The sequence below is a fragment of the Fulvivirga ulvae genome (assembly GCF_021389975.1).
Lineage (GTDB): Bacteria > Bacteroidota > Bacteroidia > Cytophagales > Cyclobacteriaceae > Fulvivirga > Fulvivirga ulvae.
Map to the genome: position 1 here is coordinate 6746768 of NZ_CP089981.1, position 26374 is coordinate 6773141.

General features: G+C 41.2%; 22 protein-coding genes. 8 read left to right on the top strand and 14 right to left on the bottom strand.

What is annotated here, in order from left to right:
- Positions 1-4 precede the first annotated feature (4 nt).
- The 4 genes from LVD17_RS27380 to LVD17_RS27395 form a co-directional block, all read right to left on the bottom strand.
- Positions 5-1108 (bottom strand): sensor histidine kinase, encoded by a 1104-nt coding sequence (locus LVD17_RS27380; RefSeq protein WP_233763488.1) that lies wholly within the window; start codon positions 1106-1108, stop codon positions 5-7.
- A 992-nt stretch (positions 1109-2100) separates the two neighbouring features.
- The gene (locus tag LVD17_RS27385) at positions 2101-2508 is read right to left on the bottom strand and encodes a response regulator transcription factor (protein ID WP_233763490.1); all 408 of its coding nucleotides are present in this window, start codon (positions 2506-2508) and stop codon (positions 2101-2103) included.
- 123 nt (positions 2509-2631) lie between these two features.
- Positions 2632-3285, bottom strand: coding sequence for a response regulator transcription factor (locus LVD17_RS27390; protein WP_233763492.1), 654 nt, complete (start codon positions 3283-3285; stop codon positions 2632-2634).
- Positions 3260-6013, bottom strand: coding sequence for a PAS domain-containing protein (locus LVD17_RS27395; RefSeq protein ID WP_233763495.1), 2754 nt, complete (start codon positions 6011-6013; stop codon positions 3260-3262). Before LVD17_RS27395 ends, LVD17_RS27390 begins: the two co-directional genes overlap by 26 nt.
- A 164-nt stretch (positions 6014-6177) precedes the next feature.
- On the opposite strand from LVD17_RS27395, the gene LVD17_RS27400 reads away from it, so the two are divergent.
- The 4 genes from LVD17_RS27400 to LVD17_RS27415 all read left to right on the top strand — a co-directional run bounded on the left by LVD17_RS27400 (position 6178) and on the right by LVD17_RS27415 (position 10356).
- Positions 6178-6693, top strand: a complete 516-nt coding sequence (locus LVD17_RS27400) for a YfiR family protein (protein ID WP_233763498.1) — start codon at positions 6178-6180, stop codon at positions 6691-6693.
- Positions 6694-6852: 159 nt separating this feature from the next.
- Positions 6853-8949 carry a TonB-dependent receptor plug domain-containing protein gene (locus LVD17_RS27405; protein ID WP_233763500.1) on the top strand — a complete coding sequence of 699 codons (2097 nt, stop codon included), beginning with the start codon at positions 6853-6855 and terminating at the stop codon, positions 8947-8949.
- Positions 8950-9055: 106 nt separating this feature from the next.
- Positions 9056-9490 carry a transposase gene (locus LVD17_RS27410; RefSeq protein WP_233763502.1) on the top strand — a complete coding sequence of 145 codons (435 nt, stop codon included), beginning with the start codon at positions 9056-9058 and terminating at the stop codon, positions 9488-9490.
- 17 nt (positions 9491-9507) lie between these two features.
- Positions 9508-10356: an IS3 family transposase gene (locus LVD17_RS27415; RefSeq protein ID WP_233763504.1), complete on the top strand. Its 849-nt coding sequence runs from the start codon at positions 9508-9510 to the stop codon at positions 10354-10356.
- Positions 10357-10670: 314 nt separating this feature from the next.
- Here the strand turns inward: LVD17_RS27415 and LVD17_RS27420 are convergent, their stop codons facing one another.
- From LVD17_RS27420 to LVD17_RS27435, 4 genes are all read right to left on the bottom strand, one after another.
- Complete coding sequence (locus tag LVD17_RS27420; RefSeq protein ID WP_233763506.1) at positions 10671-11582, bottom strand: DUF4249 domain-containing protein; 912 nt, start codon at positions 11580-11582, stop codon at positions 10671-10673.
- 5 nt (positions 11583-11587) lie between these two features.
- A complete protein-coding gene (locus tag LVD17_RS27425; RefSeq protein WP_233763508.1) occupies positions 11588-13975 on the bottom strand; it encodes a TonB-dependent receptor in 2388 nt (795 codons plus the stop codon).
- A gap of 133 nt (positions 13976-14108) precedes the next feature.
- A complete protein-coding gene (locus LVD17_RS27430) occupies positions 14109-14951 on the bottom strand; it encodes a DUF4249 domain-containing protein (RefSeq protein WP_233763510.1) in 843 nt (280 codons plus the stop codon).
- 2 nt (positions 14952-14953) lie between these two features.
- Positions 14954-17290 (bottom strand): TonB-dependent receptor, encoded by a 2337-nt coding sequence (locus tag LVD17_RS27435; protein ID WP_233763512.1) that lies wholly within the window; start codon positions 17288-17290, stop codon positions 14954-14956.
- Positions 17291-17475: 185 nt separating this feature from the next.
- Here LVD17_RS27435 and LVD17_RS27440 point away from each other — a divergent pair, with 185 nt between their 5' ends.
- The 4 genes from LVD17_RS27440 to LVD17_RS27455 all read left to right on the top strand — a co-directional run bounded on the left by LVD17_RS27440 (position 17476) and on the right by LVD17_RS27455 (position 21281).
- On the top strand, positions 17476-18417 hold the full coding sequence (locus LVD17_RS27440; RefSeq protein ID WP_233763514.1) for a YheT family hydrolase: 942 nt from the start codon (positions 17476-17478) through the stop codon (positions 18415-18417).
- 118 nt (positions 18418-18535) lie between these two features.
- Positions 18536-19231 carry an SOS response-associated peptidase gene (locus tag LVD17_RS27445; RefSeq protein ID WP_233763516.1) on the top strand — a complete coding sequence of 232 codons (696 nt, stop codon included), beginning with the start codon at positions 18536-18538 and terminating at the stop codon, positions 19229-19231.
- Positions 19232-19289: 58 nt separating this feature from the next.
- Positions 19290-20516 carry a tetratricopeptide repeat protein gene (locus tag LVD17_RS27450; protein WP_233763519.1) on the top strand — a complete coding sequence of 409 codons (1227 nt, stop codon included), beginning with the start codon at positions 19290-19292 and terminating at the stop codon, positions 20514-20516.
- Positions 20517-20633: 117 nt separating this feature from the next.
- Positions 20634-21281 (top strand): intradiol ring-cleavage dioxygenase, encoded by a 648-nt coding sequence (locus LVD17_RS27455; RefSeq protein WP_233763522.1) that lies wholly within the window; start codon positions 20634-20636, stop codon positions 21279-21281.
- A gap of 21 nt (positions 21282-21302) precedes the next feature.
- Here LVD17_RS27455 and LVD17_RS27460 read toward each other — a convergent pair whose 3' ends face one another.
- The 6 genes from LVD17_RS27460 to LVD17_RS27485 all read right to left on the bottom strand — a co-directional run bounded on the left by LVD17_RS27460 (position 21303) and on the right by LVD17_RS27485 (position 26282).
- Positions 21303-21674, bottom strand: coding sequence for a hypothetical protein (locus LVD17_RS27460; RefSeq protein WP_233763524.1), 372 nt, complete (start codon positions 21672-21674; stop codon positions 21303-21305).
- A gap of 181 nt (positions 21675-21855) precedes the next feature.
- Entirely contained in the window at positions 21856-22644 is a 789-nt protein-coding gene (locus tag LVD17_RS27465) for a hypothetical protein (protein ID WP_233763526.1), read from the bottom strand.
- A 136-nt stretch (positions 22645-22780) separates the two neighbouring features.
- Positions 22781-23152, bottom strand: a complete 372-nt coding sequence (locus LVD17_RS27470) for an MmcQ/YjbR family DNA-binding protein (protein WP_233763528.1) — start codon at positions 23150-23152, stop codon at positions 22781-22783.
- Complete coding sequence (locus LVD17_RS27475) at positions 23152-23364, bottom strand: DUF6728 family protein (RefSeq protein ID WP_306415970.1); 213 nt, start codon at positions 23362-23364, stop codon at positions 23152-23154. Before LVD17_RS27475 ends, LVD17_RS27470 begins: the two co-directional genes overlap by 1 nt.
- A 12-nt stretch (positions 23365-23376) precedes the next feature.
- Positions 23377-25389 (bottom strand): (E)-4-hydroxy-3-methylbut-2-enyl-diphosphate synthase, encoded by a 2013-nt coding sequence (gene ispG, locus LVD17_RS27480; RefSeq protein ID WP_370688782.1) that lies wholly within the window; start codon positions 25387-25389, stop codon positions 23377-23379.
- A 188-nt stretch (positions 25390-25577) separates the two neighbouring features.
- Positions 25578-26282, bottom strand: a complete 705-nt coding sequence (locus tag LVD17_RS27485; protein WP_233763530.1) for an SDR family oxidoreductase — start codon at positions 26280-26282, stop codon at positions 25578-25580.
- Positions 26283-26374 lie beyond the last annotated feature (92 nt).

The following is a 26374-nucleotide window of genomic DNA, read 5'->3' on the forward strand; positions in this document are numbered from 1 at the left end:
TTTATTAAAAAGGTGTTTGAGCGAATTCTGAATAAGAAATATTGGGGATTTCTACCTTAAAGGTTGAGCCCGACTCACCCGAAGAGGAGAGAACTACATTACCTTTCAATTTAGTAGCTGTGATCAATGCCAGGTAAAGCCCTAATCCTGAACCCTTTGAGGTTTCAGCTCCCCTGAAAAACATTTCAAATATGCTTTTAGACACCTCAGGCTCTATCCCTATACCATTGTCTTCCAGTGTAATGATGGTTTTTTCTCTGACTGACTCTACGGTCACCTTTACCGAAGGGGTTTTGCTGTTATTATACCTGATGGCGTTATCAACAATGGGTATGAGAATTTTTGTAAGCAGATAGTAATCGGAATAAAAGGGACTCCCTAGTTTAAAGTTAAAATTCCACTTTATGCCTCTTTTTGCTGAATCCTCTTCAAATGTCGTCAGCACATCCTGAAGAAGTACATGGAAATCGATTTTCTCTATTTTTACTTCAGTGGAGCCAATTAATGCAAGGTGATTAATATCCTTCATCAATAATTGCTGACGGGTCATAGTTTCTTCGATAAGATCAAGATATTCTTTCTGATTCGCGGCTTCGTCCTTCTTTAAAAGATTAATGAGCCCAAGTACTGTTGATATTGGCGCTCTAAGATCATGAGAGGTGCGGTATAGCAGCCTGTCATATTCATAACTGACCCTCTTCAGGCGTGTGTGCTCATCAAGCGAGCTCTGAGAAATTTTTATAATAGCGCTGGCCATTGAAGGGTTTTGTGCACTTTTGTGCAGTTTAACAGAAACCGGTGCAAGGCCTCCATCTTTGGAAATCAGGTTACACTCAATCTCCATCTGGCCGGTTAGTTTTACGTTTTCCCAGTACTTACTCCACAAAGAAGGCGAAATATCCTGGGCCAACTCAAAAAGAGACATGCCTTTAAGCTCGTTAGTGGCATATTGTGATAGTCTTGCTACCACCTGATTTGCAAAATCAATTCTTCCATTTTGATCTATCCACATGAAGGCCTCGTTGGAGTGCCCTAGTACTATGGAGCAATCTTCACATAAATGAGTGTTTCTGGTTTTTTTCTGATTAACGGAAATCAACTGCATCATGTCAGGGAACTTTAGGTACAGAACACCGCCAAAAATCGATTTTTCATTGTTCGGCAGCACTCTTATTAGTTAGGTATAAAAGTATAATCCGATGCAAATCTCGCTGGAAGTAAGTCATTTTTAATAAGTGTTACTTCTTATTTTAATAAATACGAGTATCACTTACAGGCTAAATGATAGTTAACAAAACCAAAAAATTCGACGGGTGTGTGCTATGTATTAAGGATCAAGCGGAATTTCTTGGGTGCCCCTTAAATTTTCACCTCCTTGCTTAAAAAGACAGTTGTTAATAGCAATAGGCAAAAGCAGTTGGCAATCAGGATGAAATTGCAATGGGGCAGTTTTATCTTGTTTCAAGGGTAAGCTTTACGTTGAGAGTTCTTGTTTTTCCTATTCACTCACTCCACTGGTTTTACGATTGATCCAGGAACCCCGATCCGATATGAAATGGTGATGTCTCTCCGTGAAGACTGATGGGTTCAATAAAAATAAAAGCACTCAGAGCTTCCTGACTGCTTTCCGGCTTTCCGAAACCGTTAATTAACCTCAACTATTATTATTGGCAGGCTTTTAATTTCCTTTAGTGTATGGGTAAAAAAAAAGCAGTCAGGACCCCTCCCGACTGCTCATGATTAATCGTAAACCATTAATCAACCTAAACCTAATCTTTAATATCTTTTATGAGATCGTTTTCTCATTTGTATCTTTTCAAAGAACCAAGCCTTCTTTTTTGACTGCCTGATTGTTTTACAAATATAGGGCGCCTTTAACCACTTATACATCAGGGATTTTCCGTAATTTTAAATATAAGTGTTTCCCTTAGGGGTTAATTTTAAGGTAAAAAAAAGCAGTCAGGACCCCTCCCGACTGCTCATGATTAATCGTAAACCATTAATCAACCTAAACCTAGTCTTTAATATTTTTCTGAGATCGTTTTCTCAATACAATGCAAACATACAGAGTCTAACTTACTCTGCTATAGGCGCTAATACTTATTTTAACAAATACGCGTTTCCCTTATATGCTTCCAAAAGAGTTGAAACATACTCGCCTCCGCGGAGCAGATGTTCTATTGCTTCAAGCAGTTCTTCTTCGAATGAGTGTACAAGTAAGTATCCGTTAGCCCCCTTTGCTATAATATTCTCAATAAAAAGCTTTTCTGTGTAATGATCTAAAACAAGCACGGGGCAAGGCCATTGCTGTCTGTTGTTAAAAATCAAATGTAAAAAATCCATTCCCAGGCTATAAGTATCAATAATAATAAGCGCAGGATCTTTTATTCTCTCCAGGTAAGGAGATGACGTATTGGGTGATACTAAAAAAATATCCCACAGCTTGTAAGCTTCGCCAGGAATACTTTCAAATACCTCATTAGAATTACTGAAGAATGCTATGTTCACTATGCCCCTCCCTGTTCGTTCAAAAAATTCGGACTAACGATGGTAAAAATATCAAATGAAGTCCGAGAGGTTATAAGGAAATATGCGTAATTTGGCTTTTACGTGAAACCCTTATATAACATATTAAATACCTTCAAAAAGGTTGTTTTTAATAGCATAAAGTACCAGACCGGTCGAATTTTTAGCACCTGTTTTCTCCAGTAGGTTTCGTTTGTGTACCTCTACCGTCCTTACACTTATAAACAGTTTATCCGCAATTTCCTGATTTGAATCTTCTTCAAGAATCAGACGATAAATTTCTTTTTCCCTGGGGGTGAGCGGGGTTGGAAGGGCATCGCCGGAAGCCTTAGGCTTCTTTTTGGCAAGGTTGTTCATTACTGTCTGGGCCACTTCCTTACTGTAATATATTTCATCTTCAAGTATGGCATTTATAGCTTCTTTCATCTCATTTTCATCACAACTCTTGAGAATATACCCACTGGCCCCGGCATCCATCATGGCCTTAATATGCTGATAATCATTATGCATGGTCAAAGCCAGCACCCGTATGTCCTTACTGATCTTCATTATCCTCCTTGTGGTTTCTATACCATCCAGCCCATCCATATTAATATCTATGATCACCAGGTCTACCCTTTCCTTTTCCAGAAAATCAAGAGCCTCCAAGCCATTGGATGCCTGATCTATTACTTCATAATCAGGGTCATTTTCCAAATAGAGTGCCACTCCATCTCGTACTACTTTGTGATCGTCAACTATTAATATCTTTGCTTTCATATGATTCTTTTCTATAGGGTACTTCTACAATTATTACTGTTCCGTTGCCTTTTCCACTTTCTATTTGTAAGCTTCCCGAAAGGGAGTTCACTCTGTTCAACATACTTTTCAGGCCAAAGCTGTTTCCGGTCCCCATTTTTTCGTTGGTATCAAAGCCTACACCATCATCTTCAATGGTCAGTATGACTTCACCTTCATATTTCATCAACTGAATGGACACCGTAGTGGCTTTAGCATATTTTAAAATATTGTTTACCGCTTCCTGTGTAATTCTATACAAATGAAGTTCGGTATTTTTGGGCAACCTGTCTCCTTTCAGGTTATCGTAAAAGTCAAACTTTGTTTCCGAAACAGCATCAATATCTGCCAGTAAACTTTGGACAGACAGCACATAACCGAAATCCTCAATACTCTGTGGCATCAGGTTGTGCGCTATTTCCCTGCTGTCGCGGATGGCCTCCTTAAGATAATTAAGTCCTGTGTTAAGCTTTTTGAGGCCACCATTGTTAAATGAAATATCTTTTTTCAAAGAATTAAAATTCAATGAGACAGTAGTTAACTTTTGCCCCAGTGTATCATGCAGTTCTTTTGCAATACGGGCTCTTTCATTATCTTCAGTTTCTATAATGGTTGAAATGATCTTTTCCTGGGCCAGCCTGCGGTCTGTAATGTCCATTACAAATCCTTCAATAATATCTCTTGCAGGTGAGATCGCCCGGCCTTGTTCCCACATCCACTTTTTCTCACCTTTTATATTAACGGGATAAACAATCTGAAACTGCTTATTCTCCTCCAGTGCCTGTGCTACAGCTTTTACGTTCTCAGCATTATACTCATCAGGGATCATATCGGACAGGCGTATGTTTCCATTAAGGAACTGCTCCGGGGGTATACCAAACAGTGCTTTGCTTCCCTCACTTACAAACAGGGGGGTGAACCCTTCATCCACTTTGCTTCGGTAAACCATACCCGGAATGTTCGCCATCAGGTTGGCTAATGTCTGCTGGCTTTCCACAAGGGCCTGCTCCGTAACTTTGGATTCATGAATATCCACATGAGTACCGATGGCGCGGATCGCTCTTCCGTTAGCATCTCTATCCACAACCCTGCCATGCACCAGTAGCCACTTCCACTCACCTGAACGGGTTTTTATGCGATACTCATTTTCATAATAGTCCGTTTCACCCTTAAGATGGCTTGCCAGTCTTTCGCGGGTGCGCTTCCTGTCATCAGGGTGTAACATTTCATAAAACTCTTTGGCCTTTGGCTGAAACTTGTCCACTTCATAGCCCAGCATTTTAAACTGATAGTCATTAAAATGAAGTGATCCTGTGCGGATATCCCAGTCCCACATTCCCTCTCGTGCTCCTTCAATAGCCATTTGCAAACGCTTCTCACTCTCAGAAAGTGCCTCCACCATTTTGCGCTCTTCTGTCACATTTCTAGACACGTATAATATATGTGTACATCTTTTGCTCCTGTCCAGGATCGGTATAAGGTTTGATTCGGCCACTCCCCTGCTTCCGTCAGGCATTTTAAAGCCTTCTTCATACTTAACCTGCTGCTGGGAGCGGATGGCTTCAGCCATTTTTTGGTACCTGTAATTGATTTCGTTATCATCCAGTTTCAGCAGTTTCCGGTAAAGATCTTTGAGCCCCATACCTATGACCTTGTACGATGGATAATCTTTATTGAGCAGATATAACTCTTTAAGATACCAGTCTGGTAACTTAGCTACGGCATAGGAGCCCAATTTGCGGACCTGGAAAAGGGCTATAAACTCTGATGCATTATTATATATCAGTGAAAGCGTTTGCTGACGTGATTTAATATTAGCGTATGCCCTCTTCAGATCGGCCGTTCGCGCTGCAACCATCCTGCGCAAGATGTTAACATAGAGTAGAAGCTGAACTACAATGAAGATCACTACTCCTAAGATCACATATCCCCATATGGGTACTTCGAAGGGTTTGTGCTCTTTAAAATAGTTGTTCATGGAGCTGTAGTATACCGAGGATTTGTCTTGCTTCAGAGTCACAATGTGGCTTTCAATGATAGGTACTACTTTTGCCGCCAGTGGAGCTGCATCTCTAAAAATATAGGAGAGCCGAAATGGTGAGAACACTACGGGTGTCTGCATCACATCGTATTTATAATCATGAATATCACCATAAATACGGCTAACAATGCCAGCATCGACCTTTTTCTTGTCGATCAGCTCAAATATTTCTTTATAGCTTTTTGCTTTTACAATGGTGCAACGCAAATCCAACTCCTTGATGGAGGCATAGAAGCCTTTGTAAGGGCCATTGATAAAATAGCTGTTTTCCAACACTGCCACACGCTTACTGCCCAGATCAAGCAATGAGGTGTAGTCAGATTCTCTTTTGGCGTATACCCTTGCCCAGGTAGATATCAATCCTGAACTGGCTATATCGAAGTCAGCACTTCTTCCTTTATAATCACCTGACTCTGTAGTCACATCTATTTCTCCCGATGCCAGCCACTCAAAGCATTCATCGGCCTTACCTGTTTTATAGACAAGCTTCCAGCCTTCCTTCTCGGCTATATCTTTCAGAATATCTATAAATATTCCTTTTGGCTCTCCACGCGAGCTGGTAAATGCAAGCGGATAGTTATCATAAACCCCAACCCTTATTACTCTCTGAGCATTTACAGTTGTGTAAAGCGAAAAGAGGAGTAGCCCAACAAGGAGTAAATTTCTCATATAATACATGGCTTCAAACCCTTGTAAACATTAAATCTAACAAATTCCTCTCATAAAATAATGCCACCTAAGTGAATTACGTATTTTTTAAAATACGTTCCACCTCTTAAACGACGTCAAAAAACAATACAGACCTTTGCACTCAAATTATACCCCATAGTATTATGAACAAATTTTTAAATTTCAGGTATTTACTGGTAGCTTTTCTGGTTGCAGCAAGCCTTCAATCAAATGCTCAAGCCACTGATGATCAAGTTAAAACGGTATTCGTTTTTAACTTCACAAGATACATCCAATGGCCTACAAATGAAAGTGATTTTACCATCGGAATTTTAGGCAATGACGCTGCTCTTGAAAAAGCATTTTTGGATATGGCTTCCAAAAAATCAACCTCAACTAAAAAGATCATTATCAAGAGTTTTACTTCAGCCAGTGAGGCAGGTAACTGCGACATTCTTTACATACCAAAAGATCACAGCGCTCAATTTTCACAGGTGAAAGCTAAAGATCTTAAAAACGTTCTGATTATTACAGAAAAAGCAGGCTTGGGCCGTCAGGGCAGTGGAATCAACTTTATTGAAGTCGACGGAAAAATGAGATTTGAGATTAATAAAGGCGAGATCGAAAGAGCGGGGCTAAAGGTATCAAGCCAGCTGTTAGGACTTGCTAATGAAGTTTAAAACCAAGCATCACAAACAGTATCAGTTTTTATTTTCGACCTACCATAAAGAGCCGTTACTAAATTTAACCAGATCAAAAGCGTAATTCTGAGCTCTTACTATCTTTGCTGCAAAACCCAAGGCATAGAAAATTAAAACATGAAACAAATTTTACCCCATATGAAAAAACTTTTAGCATTTTTTTTAATTTCTGCGCTCTCTTTTGGCGCTATGGCGCAGGATGATGGTGATTTATATGAATTGTCTCTGGAGGACCTCATGCAAATCGATATTTATTCTGTTTCTAAAAAAGCAGAATCACTTTTTGATGCGCCTCTTTCCAGCTCTACTTTAACATCTGATGAAATTGTTAATTCCGGTGCCACAAGCATCCCTGAAGCTTTGCGCCTGATTCCTGGCCTTATTGTAAGAGAGCAGGCCAATGGTGTTTATGATGTGCATTTAAGAGGCCTGGATAACCTGACCAGATATGGAAACGCAGCTGATGCCGGTAACCTGATCACCCTGATTATGATTGATGGCAGACCGGTATTTAACAATAATCTTGGCGGTGTATACTGGGAGGCTATTCCTATAGGCTTAATTGATGTGGAAAGAATAGAGGTGGTCAGGGGGCCGTCTGCTCCTTTGTACGGACCGAATGCGGTTGCCGGCGTTATCAATATCATCACTAAAAATATAACAAAAGATGGTGTCACTGCACATGCTGATCTCCGTGCCGGCACCAACAATACACAAATAGGAGGAGTCAATGTTGGCTACAAATTCAGTGAGAAATTCAGCGCTGCACTATCCGGTAATTTCGAAATCCGTGACAGGCATGATGACCAGTATTTTGATTATGCCACTGGCTCATTCACCGATTATGCAAATATTACTGATATTACTCCCAACTATATCAAAGATCAGGACCAGGCTTTGGATAAAAAGGGTGTAAACCTCTTTATGGACTATACTCCCACTGAGAGATTTAGCTTGCAATTACAGTCGGGGCTGCAAGATGCTTCTATTCAAAAGGTTTATCAGGATAATACTTACACACCTTTCTCTAATGGTAGCTATGAATCCAAATATGTAAGCATTAATACCACTTTTAATAACTTAAGAGGCCGGTTTTCATTTGTAGATGGCTATGATAACCTGGATAAGGCAGCTACTTTTCCGTTATTAAAATATGATTATAAAACCATTGATGCTTCCATTGAATATGACTTGAGTATAAATGAAAAGCTTTCCATACGTCCCGGATTAAGCTATCAATCAGCGCAGTACAGTGACGAACCTTATGTTGATCCTGAAAATGGTATCTTAGGTGTACTTAATGATGAGCAAACTATCCGGAGTTTTGCCGGGTCGTTAGGGTTCGATTATGATCTTACTGAGGATTGGAGAATTGTAGGAGGAATCAGAATGGATAAATTTTCTACTCCCGATGAAGCGTATATATCTTATCAATTAGCCACTACCTATAATCTCAATGAAAAGAATCTTATACGAGCGGTTTATGCAAAATCAAACAGCGGTTCTTTTATTGGCCCCAACTACGTGAATATAGTATTTCCTAGCAATGGAAACATTGTTAACTATACAGGAAATGAGGATCTGGACTTATTCCAGATTCAGATGGTAGAACTTGGATACAGAAGTAAAATATCCAACAATCTGGAGCTAAACATTGAGCTATTCAGACAGGTTGCCGAAAATGCCTATGTTATTATTTTTGATGCTGCACCAGGTTTGGTAAGTTATACCTATGAAAATATTGATGCCAAGGCCAAACAAAATGGTGTAACCTTATCTGCAAACTATGTAGCAAGCAATAAATTTCAGGTAAAGCCTTTTATAACCTATCAGAAAACAGAGGTGGAAGATTTACCAACCGGTTACAGAACTGCCAATGTTGACCCTGTCAATAACATAAACAATACAGTGGATGTTGACAATGACCAGACTCCTTCATTGTTTGGGGGCTTATATCTGAACTATAAGCCCGTTAAGAATCTCAACATTAATCTCAACCCTTATTATATGGGGGAGCAGAACCAGTATAGCTTCTACAGCTTATCTAACCCTGCGTCCGATATAGGTGAAATTGACAGCAAGCTTATCTTAAATGCCAAGATAGGATACGATATAACGAAAAACATCAATATTTACTTAAATGCCCGAAACCTTGCTGATAACGATAGCCGGGAATTCATAGGTGCTGATAGAAACGGAAGATTATTACTAGGTGGTGTAAGAGTGCAGTTGTAAGAGGGGTTAGCGTGAAGTAAAAAGAAGGCTGCTCTTGTACGAGGCAGCCTCTTTTTTTATTTAATACTGTCCCGTCCTGAAATAGCGTTACACAAAAAGTAATGTTATGAAAAAGAAGAATGATTCTCAGTATGTTAAGCGAACACAGCGAGATTACAGTTATACCTTTAAAATGCAGGTTGTCCGCGAGGTCGAGAATGGTGAATTAGGCCTGAATGCAGCTCAAAGAAAATACGGTATTCAGGGCAATGCGACAGTTAAGACTTGGTTATTAAAATATGGTAGCTTAGATTGGGATAATAAATCTCACCTCAGTTTGGAAAAAACACCTGAACAAAAGTTACTAGAGCTGGAAGCAAAAGTCCGGTTACTAGAGAAGCAAAAAAACACTCTGGAGAAGGAACTGGAGTTTACAAATAAGAAAGCTATCATCTTTGATATGATGATTGATATCGCTGAAGAAGAGCTTAAAGTGCCTATCAGAAAAAAGTCCTTACCTCAACAGTTGATCGATTCAAGATTGAACAAAAAGAAGGGATAACCTATGCCTGCAGGCTGTTGGGGATAAATAGACAGGTCTATTACCGAGCCATTAAAAGAACAAAGGATAAGCAACAGGTAGCTAGCCAGGCTTTAGAAATCATTGAAAAAGTAAGAATGAGAATGCCCCGAATCGGCACCCGAAAGCTATATTATCTGCTATACGATGAACTTAAGGAAATTGGAGTAGGCCGAGACAGGTTATTTGCTATCATGAAGGCCAATCATCTACAGATTGTCCCGAAAAGGCAATATCATATCACTACAGACTCACATCACAGGTTTAGAAAACATAAAAACCTGGTTGATGGGTTGAAACTGGAACGACCAGAACAAGTTTGGGTATCAGATATCACCTACATAGGTAACAGACAAAGCCCGATGTATTTATCGTTGGTTACAGATGCTTATTCTAAGAAGATTATAGGCTTTAATGTCTCAAACAGCCTAAATGCTTCAGGAGCCATTGAGGCCATGAAACGTGCGCTTAAAAACCGAAAATATGCAAATAGAGACCTTATTCATCATTCTGACAGGGGGCTGCAATATTGTTGTGATGGGTATCAACAGCTACTAAAAAAACACAAAGTAACATGCAGTATGACTGAAAGCTATGATCCCTACCAAAATGCTATAGCAGAAAGGATCAATGGAATATTAAAACATGAGTTCATACGAGGTATCACTACAACAGATCAGGAACTCATGAGTAAGCTCATAACAGAATCCGTTGATATTTATAACAATGAAAGACCTCATTGGAGTTGTTGGATGAATACACCTAACTTCATGCATGAACAGAAATCTATTCCAATTAAAACTTATAAATCAAAAAAAAGCACCGAGGTAGTCCCCGGTGCTAAATAATTATTTATCCTTGTATAAACTGTAACGCTTATTCAGGACTAGTCATACCCCCTGATTTTTAGCGTTTCCCGGGCCGTCTCCTTACAGTTAACGATATTCTTGATTCCCAGGTCATAAGCCATTTCATGGAACATGATGTTCGCAAAGAAGGCATCGAAGGTGATGTATTTCTGTTGTTCATTGTACTATAAGTGCTTTTGAAACAGGAACAAGTATCTCATCAAACCTGGCCTTCATAGCATTTATGAGCCGAGAGCTTCTGGTGATTCTTTTTGACATTTTATTAAGTTTTGGCTTATGCCGAATCCTATTCCCTATTCTTCCAGTTTTTTCCCTTTGCCACTTACAGCAGCCACATTAAAGAAGCCTACCACGCCTTTGCTATTATTCTCCGAAGCGTAGATATTCGTAGGTACATTGGCCAGAGGTTGCGCAAAAAGTTCACCAAACCCACCGGGCCTGTCTGTTTGAATAATAACTTCTGACAGAAAATAAAATGCTTCATTGGAAATTGAATGTATTTCTACATAAACCGAATCCCCAAGATCATATGGAGGGATAAACTCGTCATCTTCATCCAGGTCTATCGGGTTAATTCCCTGACGAATGGGCTCTATAAAGGTGATCCCGTCAAAATTGCTGCCCTCCGTAAAAGCAGCATCAAAGGCTATGTTCACTTCCTGGGGCTTATTGAGCAATATTCCATTTTTATAGGCCCTGATCCAATAACTGTCGCCTGCTCCTACCGGGTCCCGTGCCCAAACTTCAGCCAGGTACGACTCCGGAAAAAAGGCAGTCTCCTCCTCATAAGTAAATGAAATACTATCTACCTGTGCAGTCCTGTTCATAGCGACCACCGACTGATAACTGTCGCCGTCTTCCAGTTGCACATTCAAAGTGTACGTATTGCCGATTTCACCAAAAGAAGGGTCGGCACCAGTTGGCGTCCATACGTATTCACCTGCATCACTCTCTGTAAAATAGTATGCCTTGCCCGTATTATCAGTAACTGTAACCGTAGCCCCGGATACCCCGGGAGGCACATTCTGATCAAAGTATTGCTGAGACATCATCAGTCGGATAACCTGCTCTTCAGGCTTATCATTGATCCAGGCATCCACCACTAAAACAGGATCAGCTTTATCCAGATCAACATCAATAGTATCTTCACATGCAGCGGCGAGCAGAGAGATGGCAAGTATATTTAAGAGTATTCTGATATTCATGGCTACTAAAACTTAAAATTATATGAAATAGAAGGGATAATGGTACCAACAATGGCAACACGTGTTGCTTCAGTATTGATGGCCTCTCCAGGCACCACACGATCTTCACCCTGAGAGAAATAGATTGAGAACGGATTTTTACGGCCATATACATTATACAGTGAGAAAACCCAGTAGTCTTCATTTTTCCTCTCCTTTCCTTTCTTCATTTTCTTTCCTTCAAGCCTGAGCGACAGATCAAGGCGATGGTAGTTCTCCAGTCTCACATTGTTTCTTCCTTCATCAGCCGTATAGGGGATAAGTATATCTTGTATTACATATCTGGAAGTGGGGAATGTAGTAGGCGTACCGGTAACAAATGTAAAATTACCAGACAGTGAAATACGTTCGTTCAAATCATAAAAAGCCGCAACTTTAAGGTTATGGGTTTGGTCGTAGCGGGTAGGGTACCATTCACCATCGTTGATCCCTTCTACCTGCAGCTCGGTACGGCCCAAAGTATAGCTGATCCAGCCATTGAGGTTTCCCACATTCTTTTTCAGATAAAGTTCCAGACCATAAGCTCTTCCATCTCCGCTCAGCAAATCTCCCTCAAGGTACTCGTTGATCAGAATCTCGGCACCATCGATATAATCCACCTGATTTTTAGTCAAGCGGGTATATATTTCCACTGAGGCTTCATAATCATTTCCTTTTCCGAAATTCCTGAAATAGCCCAATGCAAACTGGTCACCTATCTGGGGCTTCAGGTTGTTTGATGATGGTACCCATACATCCAGCGGATTCGACGCCGTAGTGTTTGAAACGAGATGGATGTACTGAGCCATACGGTTGTAACTACCTTTGACAGAGCTGCTGGCATTAAGCTGGTATTTAAAAGCCAGTCTCGGTTCGAGGTTTGAATAGCTTTGTATGGTCTCACCCCTGTCATACTCTTTTTCACCAGTTACAGGTTTTCTCTCACCGGCCTCTGCCTCTCCATATTCATAGACTGTGCCAGGTCCCAGGTAACGAAACATGGAATACCTGAGCCCGTACTCTGCAGAAAGCCTGTCGTTAAGCTCATGCTTATTACTCAGGTAAACTGCTGATTCCAGGTTGTATTTCTTATCCAGACTGAAATCTATACGTTCACCATCACTAACTCCCACGGCATTGGCAGGTTCGAAGGTATAGTAGATCACGGACCCTCCGAAACTAACCTCGTTATAGTTATTGACAAAATAGGTAAACTCTGGTTTGAACATATAGTTGGTCACATCCGAATCCCAGGTGAACTTGTCCCTGGCATCCTCACCAAATTCCAGCTGGTAATCATACTTGCTGTAAACGGCAGTAAAATTTGAAAACAGTCTTGCATTGAATACATGGTTCCATCTCAGGGTTGCTGTTTTGCTTCCCCAGTTGAAACCCTGGTTCTCGTCAAATTTAAAAACATCCCTTCCAAAATACCCGGAAAGGTAAAGCCTGTTGTTCTTGTCGAAATCATAATTTGTTTTCAGGGTGAGGTCATAAAAGCTCAGACCGACATCGTCGAGATCCTGTAAGAACGGTTTGGCCAGAATATCGATGTAGGACCTCCTGCCTGCGAGTATAAACGAGGATTTGTCTTTGACTATTGGGCCTTCAAGCGCGAGACGGCTAAAAACTGTTCCTATTCCTCCGTTAGCTTCAAAGTGCTTACTGTTGCCCTCTTTGGTTCTGACATCAAGCAAAGAAGCTATGCGGCCTCCATACTGGGCCGGAATGGCGCCCTTGTAAAGTTTAGTATCTTTAACGGCATCAGGGTTAAAAACAGAAAAGAAACCAAACAGGTGAGACGAATTATAAACAGGAGCTTCATCCAGAAGTATCAGGTTTTGCCCTACACCACCACCTCTTACGTTAAAACCGGCAGCACCTTCTCCTACGGTACTCACACCCGGTAATAACTGGATACTCTTCAACACATCTACCTCACCTAAAAAAGCAGGCAGTTTTCTTATGGTTTGGATATCCAGTTTATTGGTACTCATTTCGGTACTTGTAACATTGGCATCTACGCGCTCACCGGAAATCACAACCTCTTCCAACTGCTGGCTCTCTCCGGTCATTTCTACATTAAGTCGTTGGTTTTCATTAAGTTCTACCTCCTTCACTACCGGCTGGTGGCCAATATAAGTGTACTCGATGGTATACTGCCCTGGTGGCAGGGTAACCGAATAAAATCCATAGACATTTGATGCGGATCCACTTTTGGTTTCCCTAACAAAAACGGTCGCTCCTATCAAGGCCTCTCCGTTTTCGGCATCCTTGACATACCCACTAAGTGTGACCTTCTGCTGGGCACTCAGTGGATGGATAAAAAACAATAAAGCAACTAAAGTTAATAATCGGAATGTTGGTTTTGACATTATCAGATCTGGTAAATTGGTTTTGCGCAACTTGGGGTGCAAATAACAGACATATAAGTGTTAAAAATGTTCAGCTTTATTAAAAAAACTTTAACATTTCTAACACTTATACGTTTGGGTCTGGCCGAACCCCCTATTCGACCACTATAGTATCACTAACGACCGCACTGGCCTGAAAATACCCCAGAGCATCATTGGTAAGGTTGGTTCTGGGATTTGCCGGTGGCGGACTAAACATACCTCCATCACTGGTAAGGAGGGTATACAGGTCGTTATAATAAATGTACCCCTGACGGGAAATACTGTACATCTCCACTCTGGCTTTATCTCCTTGCTTATAGAATCCTGCGGTAGGGATACCATCAATATTTTCTCCCAGCAGTTCATCATCAGCATAGTAGATATCTGTTTCTGTATCTAAAAACAGGGAGTCGTTCCGGTAGAACTTAAAGAGATAGTAATCTTCCGTTTCCTGAGGTTCCTTGGCATAAAACAACACTTCATAGTAGTAGCCTTCATCTTCGGGGTCTTCATACTCATCTTCATTCAATGAAATTTCCAGTGAATCAATGGCTGTTACAGGTTTGATCATATCAGAAGCTGTGTACACTTCCGAACCGATGGTTACCGTAAGTTTATATGTACTACCTATCTGGCCCTCATACACATCTTCGGAGAGATAATACCCATCCCCGTTTTCTGCACCCGATGGATTGTGCTCGTAATTATAAACGTTGCCCTGATCATCTTCCACTGTAATTACAGCATCCGTAACACCTGTAAAATCTCCTGAAGAGTAGAACTCTGCCGAACGCGACACTTTCACAAAATGTTGTCTTTTCTCATTGGTGACCAATCCCTCTATCACTACTTTAGGCTGCACCTGCTCAGACTCCAGCGTAACTGTCTCTTCGCAGCCTGCCAGAACTGTTATCATCATCAGGATCAATAAGTATAGTATATTTTTATTCATCATTTTTAAAATTGAATGTTATAGGTTACTGAAGGCAGCACAGGGAACAGGGATATCATTCGGGCTTCTTTCACATTTCCGTTGATAATATTTCCTTCATCATCCTGCTGCAAGCGCGTATAAATAGTAAATGCATTTTTCCTGCTGTAAGCATTATACAGTGAGAATACCCAGCTACCCTTCCACTTCCTGTCTTTGTTTTTTCCTGGCGTGAGGGTTGCAGAAAGATCCAGTCTGTGAAAATCGGGGAGTAAGTAACCATTTCTTTCACTGATGTAATCCACCTGGTAAACATCTCCGTATTGATACCTCCCGGCCGGTACTGTAATAGGCCTTCCTGTGCTATAGGTGAAACTTCCGCCGAATGACCATTTCTCATTAAGATCATAGGTACCAACTATGTTGAACACATGTCTTCTGTCATAATTGGCCAGAAATGGCTTGCTAAGGTTTACTCCATCAATCTTACGCTCGGTTTTTGACCAAGTATAACTGGCAAACCCTGTAAACCTTCCTTCCTTCTTCTGTAGCATCAGCTCCAGTCCGTATGACCACGAGTCTCCCTGACGATACTCTGTGGGCAGATCCTTATTAAAGAAAAGCTGGGCATTATCCGCAAAATCGGTTACGTTGTCAATGTCCTTGTAATATGCCTCCACTGAAAACTCCAGCATATTATCCTTGAAATTTCTGAAGTAACCTACCGCTACCTGATCGGCTAACTGGGGCTTGAGGTAATAGTTACTGGGGCTCCAGGTATTAAATGGAATAGGTACCGTGCCACTTGATATCAAATGGGTATTCTGTACCATTCGGTTATAAGACAATTTAACAGAACTTTGCGGATTGATCATATATCTGGCCGCAAACCGGGGTTCTATATTCACATAGGTTTTAATGTTCTCCAGGTGATCATAGTGTAAGGTATCAACATGTACGATATCTATGTTATCCTGAGGATCTTCATAAATGTAAACATCAGATTTCCCAACATTCTGGAATATTGAAAGCCTTGCCCCATACGAAAGCGTAAGCCTGTCGCTTAACCGTTGTTCATTCCCCAGGTAGAGCGAGTGGTCAAGAGCGTAGTCATTCTGGATCTTCTGCGAGTCAAAGATCGATGATTCGGAAGTTGGTGATATTTTGCCGGGAGAAAATCTTCGGTAGGTCAGATGATAACCAAACTCCAGTTGATTTCGCGTATTGATAAAGTAGTTAAGGTCTTCCTTAAAAGAAAACTCCTGCAGGTTAGAGGTCCAGGAAAACCCCTGAACATCATCATCAAACTCCAATGCATAATCAAAGTTACTGGCTATAAGTGATGTGTTTGAAAACAAGCGATCATTAAAAAGATGGTTCCACCTGAAAGTACCCGTTGTGTTTCCCCAGTCAAAACCAAAAGTATCGTCAAAGTTAAATACATCTCTTCCCAGGTACAGGGCGGCAAAGAATCTGTTGTTGTTATTATGCTTCCAGTTGACCTTGGCATTCACATCGTAGAAGTGCACCAGATTTTCCTCTCCTGCAGCCTTAAGAAACAAGTCTGCATAAGAACGTCTGCCCGAAATGATGAAGGAGCTCTTCTCTTTTCTTATAGGACCCTCCAGCATAATCCTGCTGGCAAGTGTACCGATACCTGCTGCTCCACCTATTCTTTTATTGTTTCCGTCCTTTGTCCTTACTTCAAGAATAGAAGACAGCCTGCCTCCGTACCTTGCAGGAATACCTCCTTTGTACAGCTCGGAATCCTTGATTACGTCTGCATTAAAAACTGAGAATAACCCAAAAAGGTGAGAAGGGTCATAAACAGGCGCTTCATCAATAAGAATGAGATTCTGGTCTGCACTACCCCCTCTCACAAAAAAGCTGGATGTGCCTTCTCCTGCAGTAATTACACCTGGCATCATCTGGATGGTTTTAATAATATCAGGCTCTCCGAATAAAGCTGGTAATTTCTTAACCTGTTTTATATCTAATTCATTGCGGCTCATTTTGATGTCCGTTACGTTGGCATCAATAGGGTCGTCAGAAATCACGATTTCGTCCAGAGATGTTACCTCCACAGGAAGCTCTACATTAAAGGTTTCACTTTTTGACAGGCTGATTTGCCTTGTTACGGTTTGGTATCCCACGGAACTAAAAATGAGGGTGTAATCTCCAGGGGGCAGGCTTAACGCATAAAACCCGTAAACATTTGTAGCCGTCCCTACCTTCAATTCGTTGACATAGACTGTAACCCCGATAAGCTCTTCTCCATTTTCAGCATCTTTGGCATATCCGTTAATGGTATGCTTTTGTTGAGCCAGACTGTATTGACTAAGCCATGCTAATGGCAGTATCAATAGAAATTTGATTAGATTTGTTGGTGCCAATGTTTTGTTGAATTTAATTGAGTTTTTTTAATACTTAGTCTACAGACGACATAATATTTAAATGGTTTCCAAGATTCAGGAAAAAATGATTAGCGGGAAATTTTGGCTGATGAAATTAATGATCCGGTAACTCAAAAGTAACAATACAGTTAAAAATGCAATACGAAGCGCCTTTTATATATTTCTCTGCCCACCTTGAAACCATACTCCCTGCTCTTTTTCGAAAAATCAGGAACGTAACTTATAAGAGAGAACGGATCCACACACCTGATGATGACTTTCTCGACCTGGACTGGGTTCAAAATGGTTCGGATAAACTGGTAGTTATATCACATGGCCTGGAAGGAAACTCTACAAGACCCTATATTAAAGGTATGGCTCGTGCCTTTTCAAATAGAGGCTACGATATTCTTGCCTGGAATTTCAGAGGCTGCAGCGACGAAATCAACAAACAGCTCAGATTCTACCATAGCGGCGCCACTGACGATCTTCATCTCGTGGTAGAACATGCACTGACCAAGGGTTATAAAAAGATATATCTTATAGGCTTTAGTCTCGGAGGAAACCTTACGCTAAAGTATATTGGCGAACATGGGGCAAACATCTTACCTCAAATTAAAAAAGCAGTAACGTTTTCGGTCCCTCTTGACCTGTATACAAGCTGTGTTAAAATTTCTGAAACCTCCAACTTTGTGTACTCAAGAAGGTTTTTAAACAACCTGAAGGAGAAGATCATATCCAAAGCTGCAATGATGCCCGATGTACTTGAGACAGAGAAGTTAAAAAAAATCAGGACCCTCAAAGATTTTGACGATAACTATACAGCTCCCTTGCATGGATTTAAAGATGCTATTGATTATTATAGTGCTTGTAGCTCTATAAATTTTTTGGATGATATAAGCACTCCGACGTTAATAGTTAATGCCAAAAACGACCCTTTTCTCTCGCAGGAATGCTACCCTGAAGCTCAGTTAAAAGGTCATAAGCACATAGTTTTCGAAATCCCGGAGCGCGGAGGTCATGTTGGCTTTACCGAATTTAACAAAGAAGGCCTTTATTGGTCAGAAAAACGGGCTTTGAATTTTATAGAAAGGTAATCCGCCCGGGGCTTAAATTTACAATTACAGTTTTTAGGCAGTAATATTATGCGGCCGCACTTATCCAAAATTAGCGGAACAGCCTGCCTCTAAAAGAGAATTTTGCTACATTCGTAGTATGGGAGACAGATATACTATAACGGCTGACGCGGATACACTCAGTAAAAGGTTCAAAATTGATGTTACGGAAAGATATGAGCCTCGGTATAATGCAGCCCCTACCCAGGTGTTACCCATTGTAACTCAAGACAGCAAGGGTTTATCTTTCTTCTACTGGGGACAGATTCCTGAACGTTCTAAAAACAAGACTATTAGTTCAAAACTGATATTGGCTGAAAAAGAAACCCTTACTGAAAAAGTCTCTTCTCATAAAGCACTTTTGCAAAGCCGCTGCATAGTGCCTGCTGATGGTTTTTATGATTGGAAAAGGATCTCTAAAAAAGGAAAAGTACCCTACCGCTTTATTTTTGGCAATGACCAGACAGTTTCTTTTGCCGGGATCTGGGAAGAATTTGAGGATGATGAGGAGAATGTTGTTCATACTTTCAAGATCATCACTACACCGGCCAATAGTATTGTTTCTGAAGTGAATAACAGAATGCCTGCAGTGCTGACCCCGGAAGCAGAAAGGCTTTGGCTTGACAGCAATACCCCGGAGGAGCAGTTACTGGAGTTGCTGGCTCCATACCCATCGGACCAAATGGGAAGTTACTCCGTTTCTCCCAGAATCGGCGACATCAATAATGAGGGTGCCACGCTCATCAAACCCATGGCTCCTGCCGATCAATTTGGTAATTATTCACTTTTTGATTAGGCTTTTTATATTTGACTGGGTCTCGATTTCCATGGTTGGCGCTTATAAACATTTGCTTATGAAATCTATTGCAAAACAATATTTATACATACTCTTTGTGCTTGCCATACCTTTAGCCTCCTCTGCTCAAAGTAAAACTGAGCTTCTTTTAAAAGCCGAAGAAACCCTGCTAAAAGGGGATACCATTATGGCCGCTGAGCATTTCAGGAAAGTATTGCTGGTTTATCCGCAAAGTTTTACTGCTGCCATGCGACTTGCCGAGATCTATGAGCAACGTAAGGATTATCATACAGCTATTCAATTCACGAATGTTGCCCTGGATATTAACGATAATTATCAAATCCAGATCCGGGAAAAAATCCAGGGTAAACAGCTGACTCAGCGTGAACTTGCAGAAGCCCAAAACAAGCTTGACAGGTATAAAAGTGATCAGGCTGACATTCACCATCTTAAAGGTGTAGTACGCGCAAGGCAATTGAGAAGACAGGATGCGATTGAGGAATTCAGAAAGGCGCTTGAGCTTAAGGTCACTAGCCAGACGCTCACCGATTTGGCACTTACCTACCTTGAAATCGGACTGCTACATGATGCTCTGAAACTTTTGCATCAGGCCAGAAACCTTGACCCGGCCAGCTACAAACCATATTTTAACCTCGCCAATGTACACTATAAGGTGCAAAATACAGACAGTGCCCTTTATTATTATCAGATTGCCCAGGAAAAGGAAAGTGACCTCAAATGGCCTTATCTTTATTCCGGCCTCATCTATACACAAAAAGAAAATTACCCTGAAGCCATTGCGCAATATAATAGCTTTGTTGCCCTTGACTCAGCCAATGAAGAGATATATTTCAGAAGAGCAGTGCTTTACAGCGAGCTGCGGCAATGGCCGGAAGCTTTAAAAGATTGGAATAAAGTACTTCAATTAAACCCTGACAATGCCGAAGCCTGGCGCAATAAAGGGTTGAGCCACTTTCAGGCAGCTCAATATGATTCAGCCATTGAAGCGTTTGATAAGGCCCTTCATATTCTTCCCGAAGAATCGTACACTTATATCAACCGGGGTTATAGCCATTACCTCTCTAATAATCCTGAACAAGCCCTGGAAGACCTGAACAAAGGTTTGGAAGGTTTACCAAAATATTATCTCGGTTATTATTTCCGGGCATTGGTTTACTTACAAACCAATAAAAAACAAAAAGCATGTAATGATGTTCATAAAGCTGTGGAGCTCGGTATGAAACAAGGCGAAATCGATGAAAAGCTTATCAAAAAATGCTTTTAGCACCCCTGATAGTTAGGCTTCTATGAGGGTCAAACAACAGCTTGCTCACTACATACTACCTGGAAATTTTACTGTCTTTTAACTAAATTGATCTTAGATCAATAAGCTAATGGACCTATGAAAAAATTACTTCTTCTTGTACTGGCTGTTCCATGTATCGCAGCCTGTAACGCACAGCAAAGTAACCCTTCTGAAGAAACCCGGACGAAACAATCTGCACGCCATATAGGCGGGCCATGTGAAGGCTGTGAGGCCATTTATGAATATGGAAGCCGTGTATTAACTTCCATCGATACCCTCCCTGATTTTGATCAGCATGACAACAAAATTAAAATCACGGGTATCATTTATCAAAATGATGGAGAAACACCCGCCAAAGACGTGATATTATATGTCTACCATACCAACGAAGCCGGTATTTACCCCACCCGCGGGGATGAAAAAGGTTGGGCAAAAAGGCACGGATACATTCGCGGTTGGGTCAAAACCGGTGATGACGGAAAGTATACTTTTTATACCTTCAAGCCTGGGTCATATCCCGGCGGTACTGCTGCAGCACACATCCATCCTACCATTAAGGAACCCGGCCTGAATGAGTATTATATAGACACTTATCATTTCAAAGATGATCCGTTATTGAAGAAGAGTGACCTGAGCTCTTCTCCCAGAGCAGGTTCGGGGCTGCTTACCTTAGAAAAACAGGGAGACATGTGGGTTGCCCGCAGAGATATTATACTGGGCGTGAATATTCCCGATTATAAATGACCTGTTATTACACTAACGAGGTTATAGCCCTAAAATAAGAAGAATCAATACCGGAGCAATAAAACGCGGAATCTTATGCTGACTGCCGATGCTATTATCCTGCCATGGCTTGGTGTTCTTAGCTTTGACACCGTATAGTTGATCTTTTTCAACAGCAACTTCTATAGTAATATGTTGTTTTTCCTCAGAGCCCTTGGTCTCCCATACTTTTTTATTCTTAGCCTTAGGTCCGGTATTCTCGGGTCTGTTTTCTGAAACCGTAGATGCAATAGCAGGCTCCATTTCCCAGGCTTTAAGGTTTTTAGCCCTCGGTCCTTTTAATCGCTCCTGAGCCATACTATCGAGTGGGGATATGAAAATTAAAAACAGTGCAAAAAGCAGTTTTTTAAACATCTCTTAAGCTTTAAAATTCATATTTATATAACGCAAATTGCCTGAAAACGTTTGCAGCCGATCTATTAAATTTCACTATTCACAATGCTTTGCGAGACGTAGGTGTCGTCGATAAAATAAGGGAGGGTTAGCAATCAGGAATGAGCCTTTATGTTCTCGTTTTTATAGATTACAGAATACATCAGAAATCATCTTCACCGTCATCCTCATCCTCATTCGATGGCGGTGCTGATGTAGGTTGAGCATCTTCGTCTTCTTCCTTCGGTGCTTTATTCTTTTTCTTATCCTTATTCTTTTTCAGGAAACCAAAAGGGCCTTTCTTTTCTTTAGGTTCCTCCTGATTCAGCTCTGTTGCCGATGTTTCTACATCAAAATTAGTATTATCAGACTTATCTTTTTTACTAAAGAGGTTTTTAAAGAAGCCAAAGAATCCTTTTTTCTTTTTCCCCTTTTGGGCTTCAAGTGCACTTGCCTCGGCAGCCTGCTGCTTGCTGAGGGCAACGTCCGGATATACGAGATACTCGCGGAGATACCATAGGTATAACTCCTGATCAATGTTAAACTTCTCCTTTTTAAGAGAGATCATGTATACGCTATCTGCAGCTGTAGCCTCGAGGGTATCTACAGCTATAACCGCCGTTGAGTCATATCCTTCCCGTTCTGCAAGATAAAACTCATCTTCAAAAGCGAGGGAATCGTCTTCCTGCGGGTAGACATCTTCCATAGGGATGGTCTGCAGACTTCTGAGCTTCTTGCGGTAAGACATGGGCTCAATGATCAGGAATTTGTCTTTACTGGCCTCCATTACTTTCGGCATGGAGTCTTCACCGAAATAGCTAAAATGCCTCTCAAGCACCTCTTTATCATGAATAAAGGCACTCTGATAAGCAGGACAGATCGCTCTTTCAGTACAAGCCTGAATGGCGCCAAAGAGGATAATGCCAGCTATGAGGTGATATATTTTTATCATGCAAAAAAATCAAACAGGCTCCTAACCATATTAAAATCCATGATTATAAGCCATTTAAGCATAGTTCTTACCAAACTTCAAAGGTAGATTGAAAAAATCATAAGTTAAAGAGAAAAAGGCGAAAATAGTCTAACGCTTACAATTTAGTAGTATTGTTGTACATCTCCAGTTCATCTCTCAATTTTCTGGACAACCCGGCTACCACCAGATCGTAAGAATGATTGATAAGTTCGACAATTAAAGGGTCCGGGACACTTCCATCCGCCATTACCGTATTCCAGTGTTTTTTGTTCATATGATACCCGGGCTTAATGCCGGCATACTGCTCCCTAAGCTGTACGGCTCTTTCAGGGTCACACTTCAGGTTGGCACTTTCGAACAGGTCAACATCTGCCAGGGCGAACATCTTGTTCATTACCTTGAACACCAGCGTTTGATTATCGAATGGAAACTCCTCAGTAACACCGGCTTTATTAATACAAATATCTCGAAATGTTTCTATATCCATTAAAACAAATGTCTGGCGATTAAAACTATTATGGCGATTAGAAATATGATCATAGATATCTTGTTGATTCCGTGCATCATTTTCAGGTTAACACTGGACGGCCTTGAAGGGTCTTTTTTTCTAAAAAAGTACCCAAATACTTCACCTAATGCAAAATAGTCTTTCAATGAATTTTTGTGGCTATCTTCTCTCATTTTGCTGTCGTTATTCATGATTATAAGCTTTTATGCTTCTTCTTTTTCTAACCAGTCTCCGCCCTCACGAATGATCTCTATAAGTTCGTCTACCGCTCTTTCCGAAGGCACTCCCCTTTTCACTACTTCCTGCCCCTTGTATAATGTGATTTTCCCTTTTCCTGATCCAACATATCCATAATCGGCATCGGCCATTTCACCCGGGCCATTTACAATACATCCCATAATACCGATTTTAACTCCTTTGAGGTGATCGGTTCTCTTACGGATCATGGCAGTGGTTTCCTGCAGGTCAAACAGCGTCCTTCCGCATGAAGGACACGAAATATATTCCGTTTTGGTCATCCGGGTCCTTGCCGCCTGCAAAATACCAAAGCCGGTGTTATTATAGTTTTCTATAAGGTTCAACAGCTGTTCCTTACTTCTGCCCTTTCCTGCATTTTCAGTTCCCAGCATTACCCCGTCACCAAGTCCGTCGATCAAAAGCCCACCCACGTCAGTTGCTGCGTATATCTGTAGCTGGTCATCAGAAAGTGCGGGGTAGCTTCTTTTTATAATTACAGGTATATCCGCTTTCGCATTGATCAACTTAAAGAAAGCCCTTCTTTGCTCAGCCATTCCGTGTTCATTATGTGTTTCCAACACTATAACTACTGTATGGTCTGCTATCAGCGAAGATAGTAGCCCTTCATCAAGATCCTCTAACTCCAATCTTATGAAGTTGATTTCGTTATGCTTTAAATTATTGCTTAAATACTCATCAACGGTCAGCATCGGAACTTTATTGACCTTATCGGAAGCTTCCGCCCATATTTTATAATCCAGAATTTCCTTTAATCCGTTGGGCAACATAAATTGTACCGGGCTATTGCCGGAGTAGACATAGTCAGCTCCAAGGTCATTCATCCTCCATTTATCGGGCTCGGGAAGGTAGAAATGGCCAATGCCTTTCAGATCCTTGTAATCATCTGTATCCAATTTGCTGATATCGGCAATTACCCGAGGCACGTTTTGTCCGCCCACATTGGCAACTTCGTGTGTGTATCTCCTGCTGTAACTAAAAGGGTCAACCGGATTTTCATTTACAGGTTCAATTGATTTATGCCCGGCGCGGTTATTATACCGGTCTACCATAGTTTTGGCAACCGGTGCTTCCAGCTCAGGTTCTTCTGTCAAAGAAACCCGTACAGTATCTCCCAGGCCATCTTCAAGCAATACACCTATGCCTACAGCACTTTTGATACGCCCGTCTTCACCTTCTCCAGCTTCGGTAACTCCCAGGTGCAGCGGGTAAGGCTGTAGTCCTTCCTCATCCAGTTTGTTGACCAAAAGCCTGTAAGCCTGCACCATAACCTGGGTATTGCTGGCTTTCATAGACAGTACGATATCGTGATAGTCCAGGTCATTGCAGATCCTGAGAAATTCAAGTGCAGACTCAACCATACCCAGCGGTGTATCTCCATAACGGCTCATGATCCGGTCTGACAAAGAACCGTGATTGGTACCTATGCGCATGGCGGTACCATACTCTTTACATATTTTGACTAAAGGCGTGAATTTCTCTCTTATTCTGTCCAGTTCGGCGTTATACGACTCGTCGGTATATTCTATCTGTTCAAATTTCTTCTTATCGGCGTAATTACCGGGGTTTATCCTTACCTTTTCGACAATTCTGGCTGCAAGCTCTGCAGCATTGGGGGTGAAGTGAATATCTGCGATCAACGGAACATTATACCCTCTCCTTCGCAATTCCTTTTTGATCTCTTCCAGGTTTTGGGCCTCCTTAATACTTGGTGCGGTTATTCTCACATATTCACAACCGGCATCTACCATGCGTATGACCTGCTCTACCGAACCTAAGGTATCCATGGTATCTACCGTAGTCATGGACTGCACACGGATCGGATAGTCACCTCCCAATGGTATTCCACCAATATCTACCACGCGGGTTTTCCTTCTCGAATATGAAGTAAGGCTGTTACAATATTGTCTGGTCCTTATTATTTCTGTATTCACTTCTTTCCTGCTGATCTGTTTCTGCAAAGTTAGTTTTTTTTCAGTTTACAGTTCACCGTTCTCAGTTTACCATCTACTGTTTTTCAATATACTGTTCTTGGTTTATCGCTTTCTGTTTACCGATCACCAACATCTACCGGTTTAACGATGGCGCACACCACAAAGGTTTCACCCTTTTCAACAGCTACGAACTAAGCACTGTACATTGTGCACTGCTAAATATCGCCCAACTGAGGGCGCATTATAATTTCTTCTATCACCGTTCGGTCAGACATTTTAAAGGCATTCCAAATGGCTGCCGCTACATCACCGGACTTCATGAACCTGTCTTCCGGCAGGTCCGCACCTTCCCAGCTTGCCGTATAAGTAGCACCGGGCATCACTGCGGTCACCCTTACTCCATGCTCCTTCATTTCTTCCCGCAATACTTTTGACATTCCCAACATGGCAAATTTGGATATGCAGTATGATCCGCCATTGACATAAGGCACAAATGACGCCGTTGAACACATATTAAATATATGACCGGATCCGGCCTTTTTCATTTTTTTTATCAGGCCTCTAATCATATAATAAGCACTGTACAGGTTGGTTTCGATCATTTGCTCGAGCACACCATCATCTTCTTTATGGATCTTGCCGGGAATAAAAAGTCCTGCATTATTGATCAAAACCTCAACTTTCCCTTCCTGGGCATGTATAAATTTTATAAAGTAATCGACTTCTGACTTATCAGCCATGTCGGTTCTCATAATATGAACTTTATTGCCATATTTCTCCTGCACTTCATCTCTCAGAACATTGAGATCGTCGAGGTTGCGGGAGCAAACAATGATATCAAAATCATTTTCAGAAAAAATATCTACCAGCGCTCTTCCTATGCCTTTTGTACCACCTGTAATTACTACTAGTCTACTCATTTTCTATTTGTACAATTTGTTTTTTTTATGAAAACATTTTTAAAGCCAAACCATTAATCATAATATTACTATCTTTTTGTAAGGAGTGGATT

Excerpts from the sequence above, each read along its gene's own strand:
- LVD17_RS27445 (WP_233763516.1), top strand. The coding sequence starts at position 18,536 with ATGGGAGACAGATATACTATAACGGCTGACGCGGATACACTCAGTAAA.
- LVD17_RS27460 (WP_233763524.1), bottom strand. The coding sequence starts at position 21,674 with ATGTTTAAAAAACTGCTTTTTGCACTGTTTTTAATTTTCATATCCCCA.
- LVD17_RS27410 (WP_233763502.1), top strand. The coding sequence starts at position 9,056 with ATGAAAAAGAAGAATGATTCTCAGTATGTTAAGCGAACACAGCGAGAT.
- LVD17_RS27455 (WP_233763522.1), top strand. The coding sequence starts at position 20,634 with ATGAAAAAATTACTTCTTCTTGTACTGGCTGTTCCATGTATCGCAGCC.
- LVD17_RS27470 (WP_233763528.1), bottom strand. The coding sequence starts at position 23,152 with ATGGATATAGAAACATTTCGAGATATTTGTATTAATAAAGCCGGTGTT.
- LVD17_RS27430 (WP_233763510.1), bottom strand. The coding sequence starts at position 14,951 with ATGATGAATAAAAATATACTATACTTATTGATCCTGATGATGATAACA.
- LVD17_RS27425 (WP_233763508.1), bottom strand. The coding sequence starts at position 13,975 with ATGTCAAAACCAACATTCCGATTATTAACTTTAGTTGCTTTATTGTTT.
- LVD17_RS27465 (WP_233763526.1), bottom strand. The coding sequence starts at position 22,644 with ATGATAAAAATATATCACCTCATAGCTGGCATTATCCTCTTTGGCGCC.
- LVD17_RS27420 (WP_233763506.1), bottom strand. The coding sequence starts at position 11,582 with ATGAATATCAGAATACTCTTAAATATACTTGCCATCTCTCTGCTCGCC.
- LVD17_RS27390 (WP_233763492.1), bottom strand. The coding sequence starts at position 3,285 with ATGAAAGCAAAGATATTAATAGTTGACGATCACAAAGTAGTACGAGAT.
- LVD17_RS27485 (WP_233763530.1), bottom strand. The coding sequence starts at position 26,282 with ATGAGTAGACTAGTAGTAATTACAGGTGGTACAAAAGGCATAGGAAGA.
- LVD17_RS27395 (WP_233763495.1), bottom strand. The coding sequence starts at position 6,013 with ATGAGAAATTTACTCCTTGTTGGGCTACTCCTCTTTTCGCTTTACACA.
- LVD17_RS27475 (WP_306415970.1), bottom strand. The coding sequence starts at position 23,364 with ATGAATAACGACAGCAAAATGAGAGAAGATAGCCACAAAAATTCATTG.
- LVD17_RS27400 (WP_233763498.1), top strand. The coding sequence starts at position 6,178 with ATGAACAAATTTTTAAATTTCAGGTATTTACTGGTAGCTTTTCTGGTT.
- LVD17_RS27450 (WP_233763519.1), top strand. The coding sequence starts at position 19,290 with ATGAAATCTATTGCAAAACAATATTTATACATACTCTTTGTGCTTGCC.
- LVD17_RS27380 (WP_233763488.1), bottom strand. The coding sequence starts at position 1,108 with ATGATGCAGTTGATTTCCGTTAATCAGAAAAAAACCAGAAACACTCAT.
- LVD17_RS27440 (WP_233763514.1), top strand. The coding sequence starts at position 17,476 with ATGCAATACGAAGCGCCTTTTATATATTTCTCTGCCCACCTTGAAACC.
- LVD17_RS27405 (WP_233763500.1), top strand. The coding sequence starts at position 6,853 with ATGAAAAAACTTTTAGCATTTTTTTTAATTTCTGCGCTCTCTTTTGGC.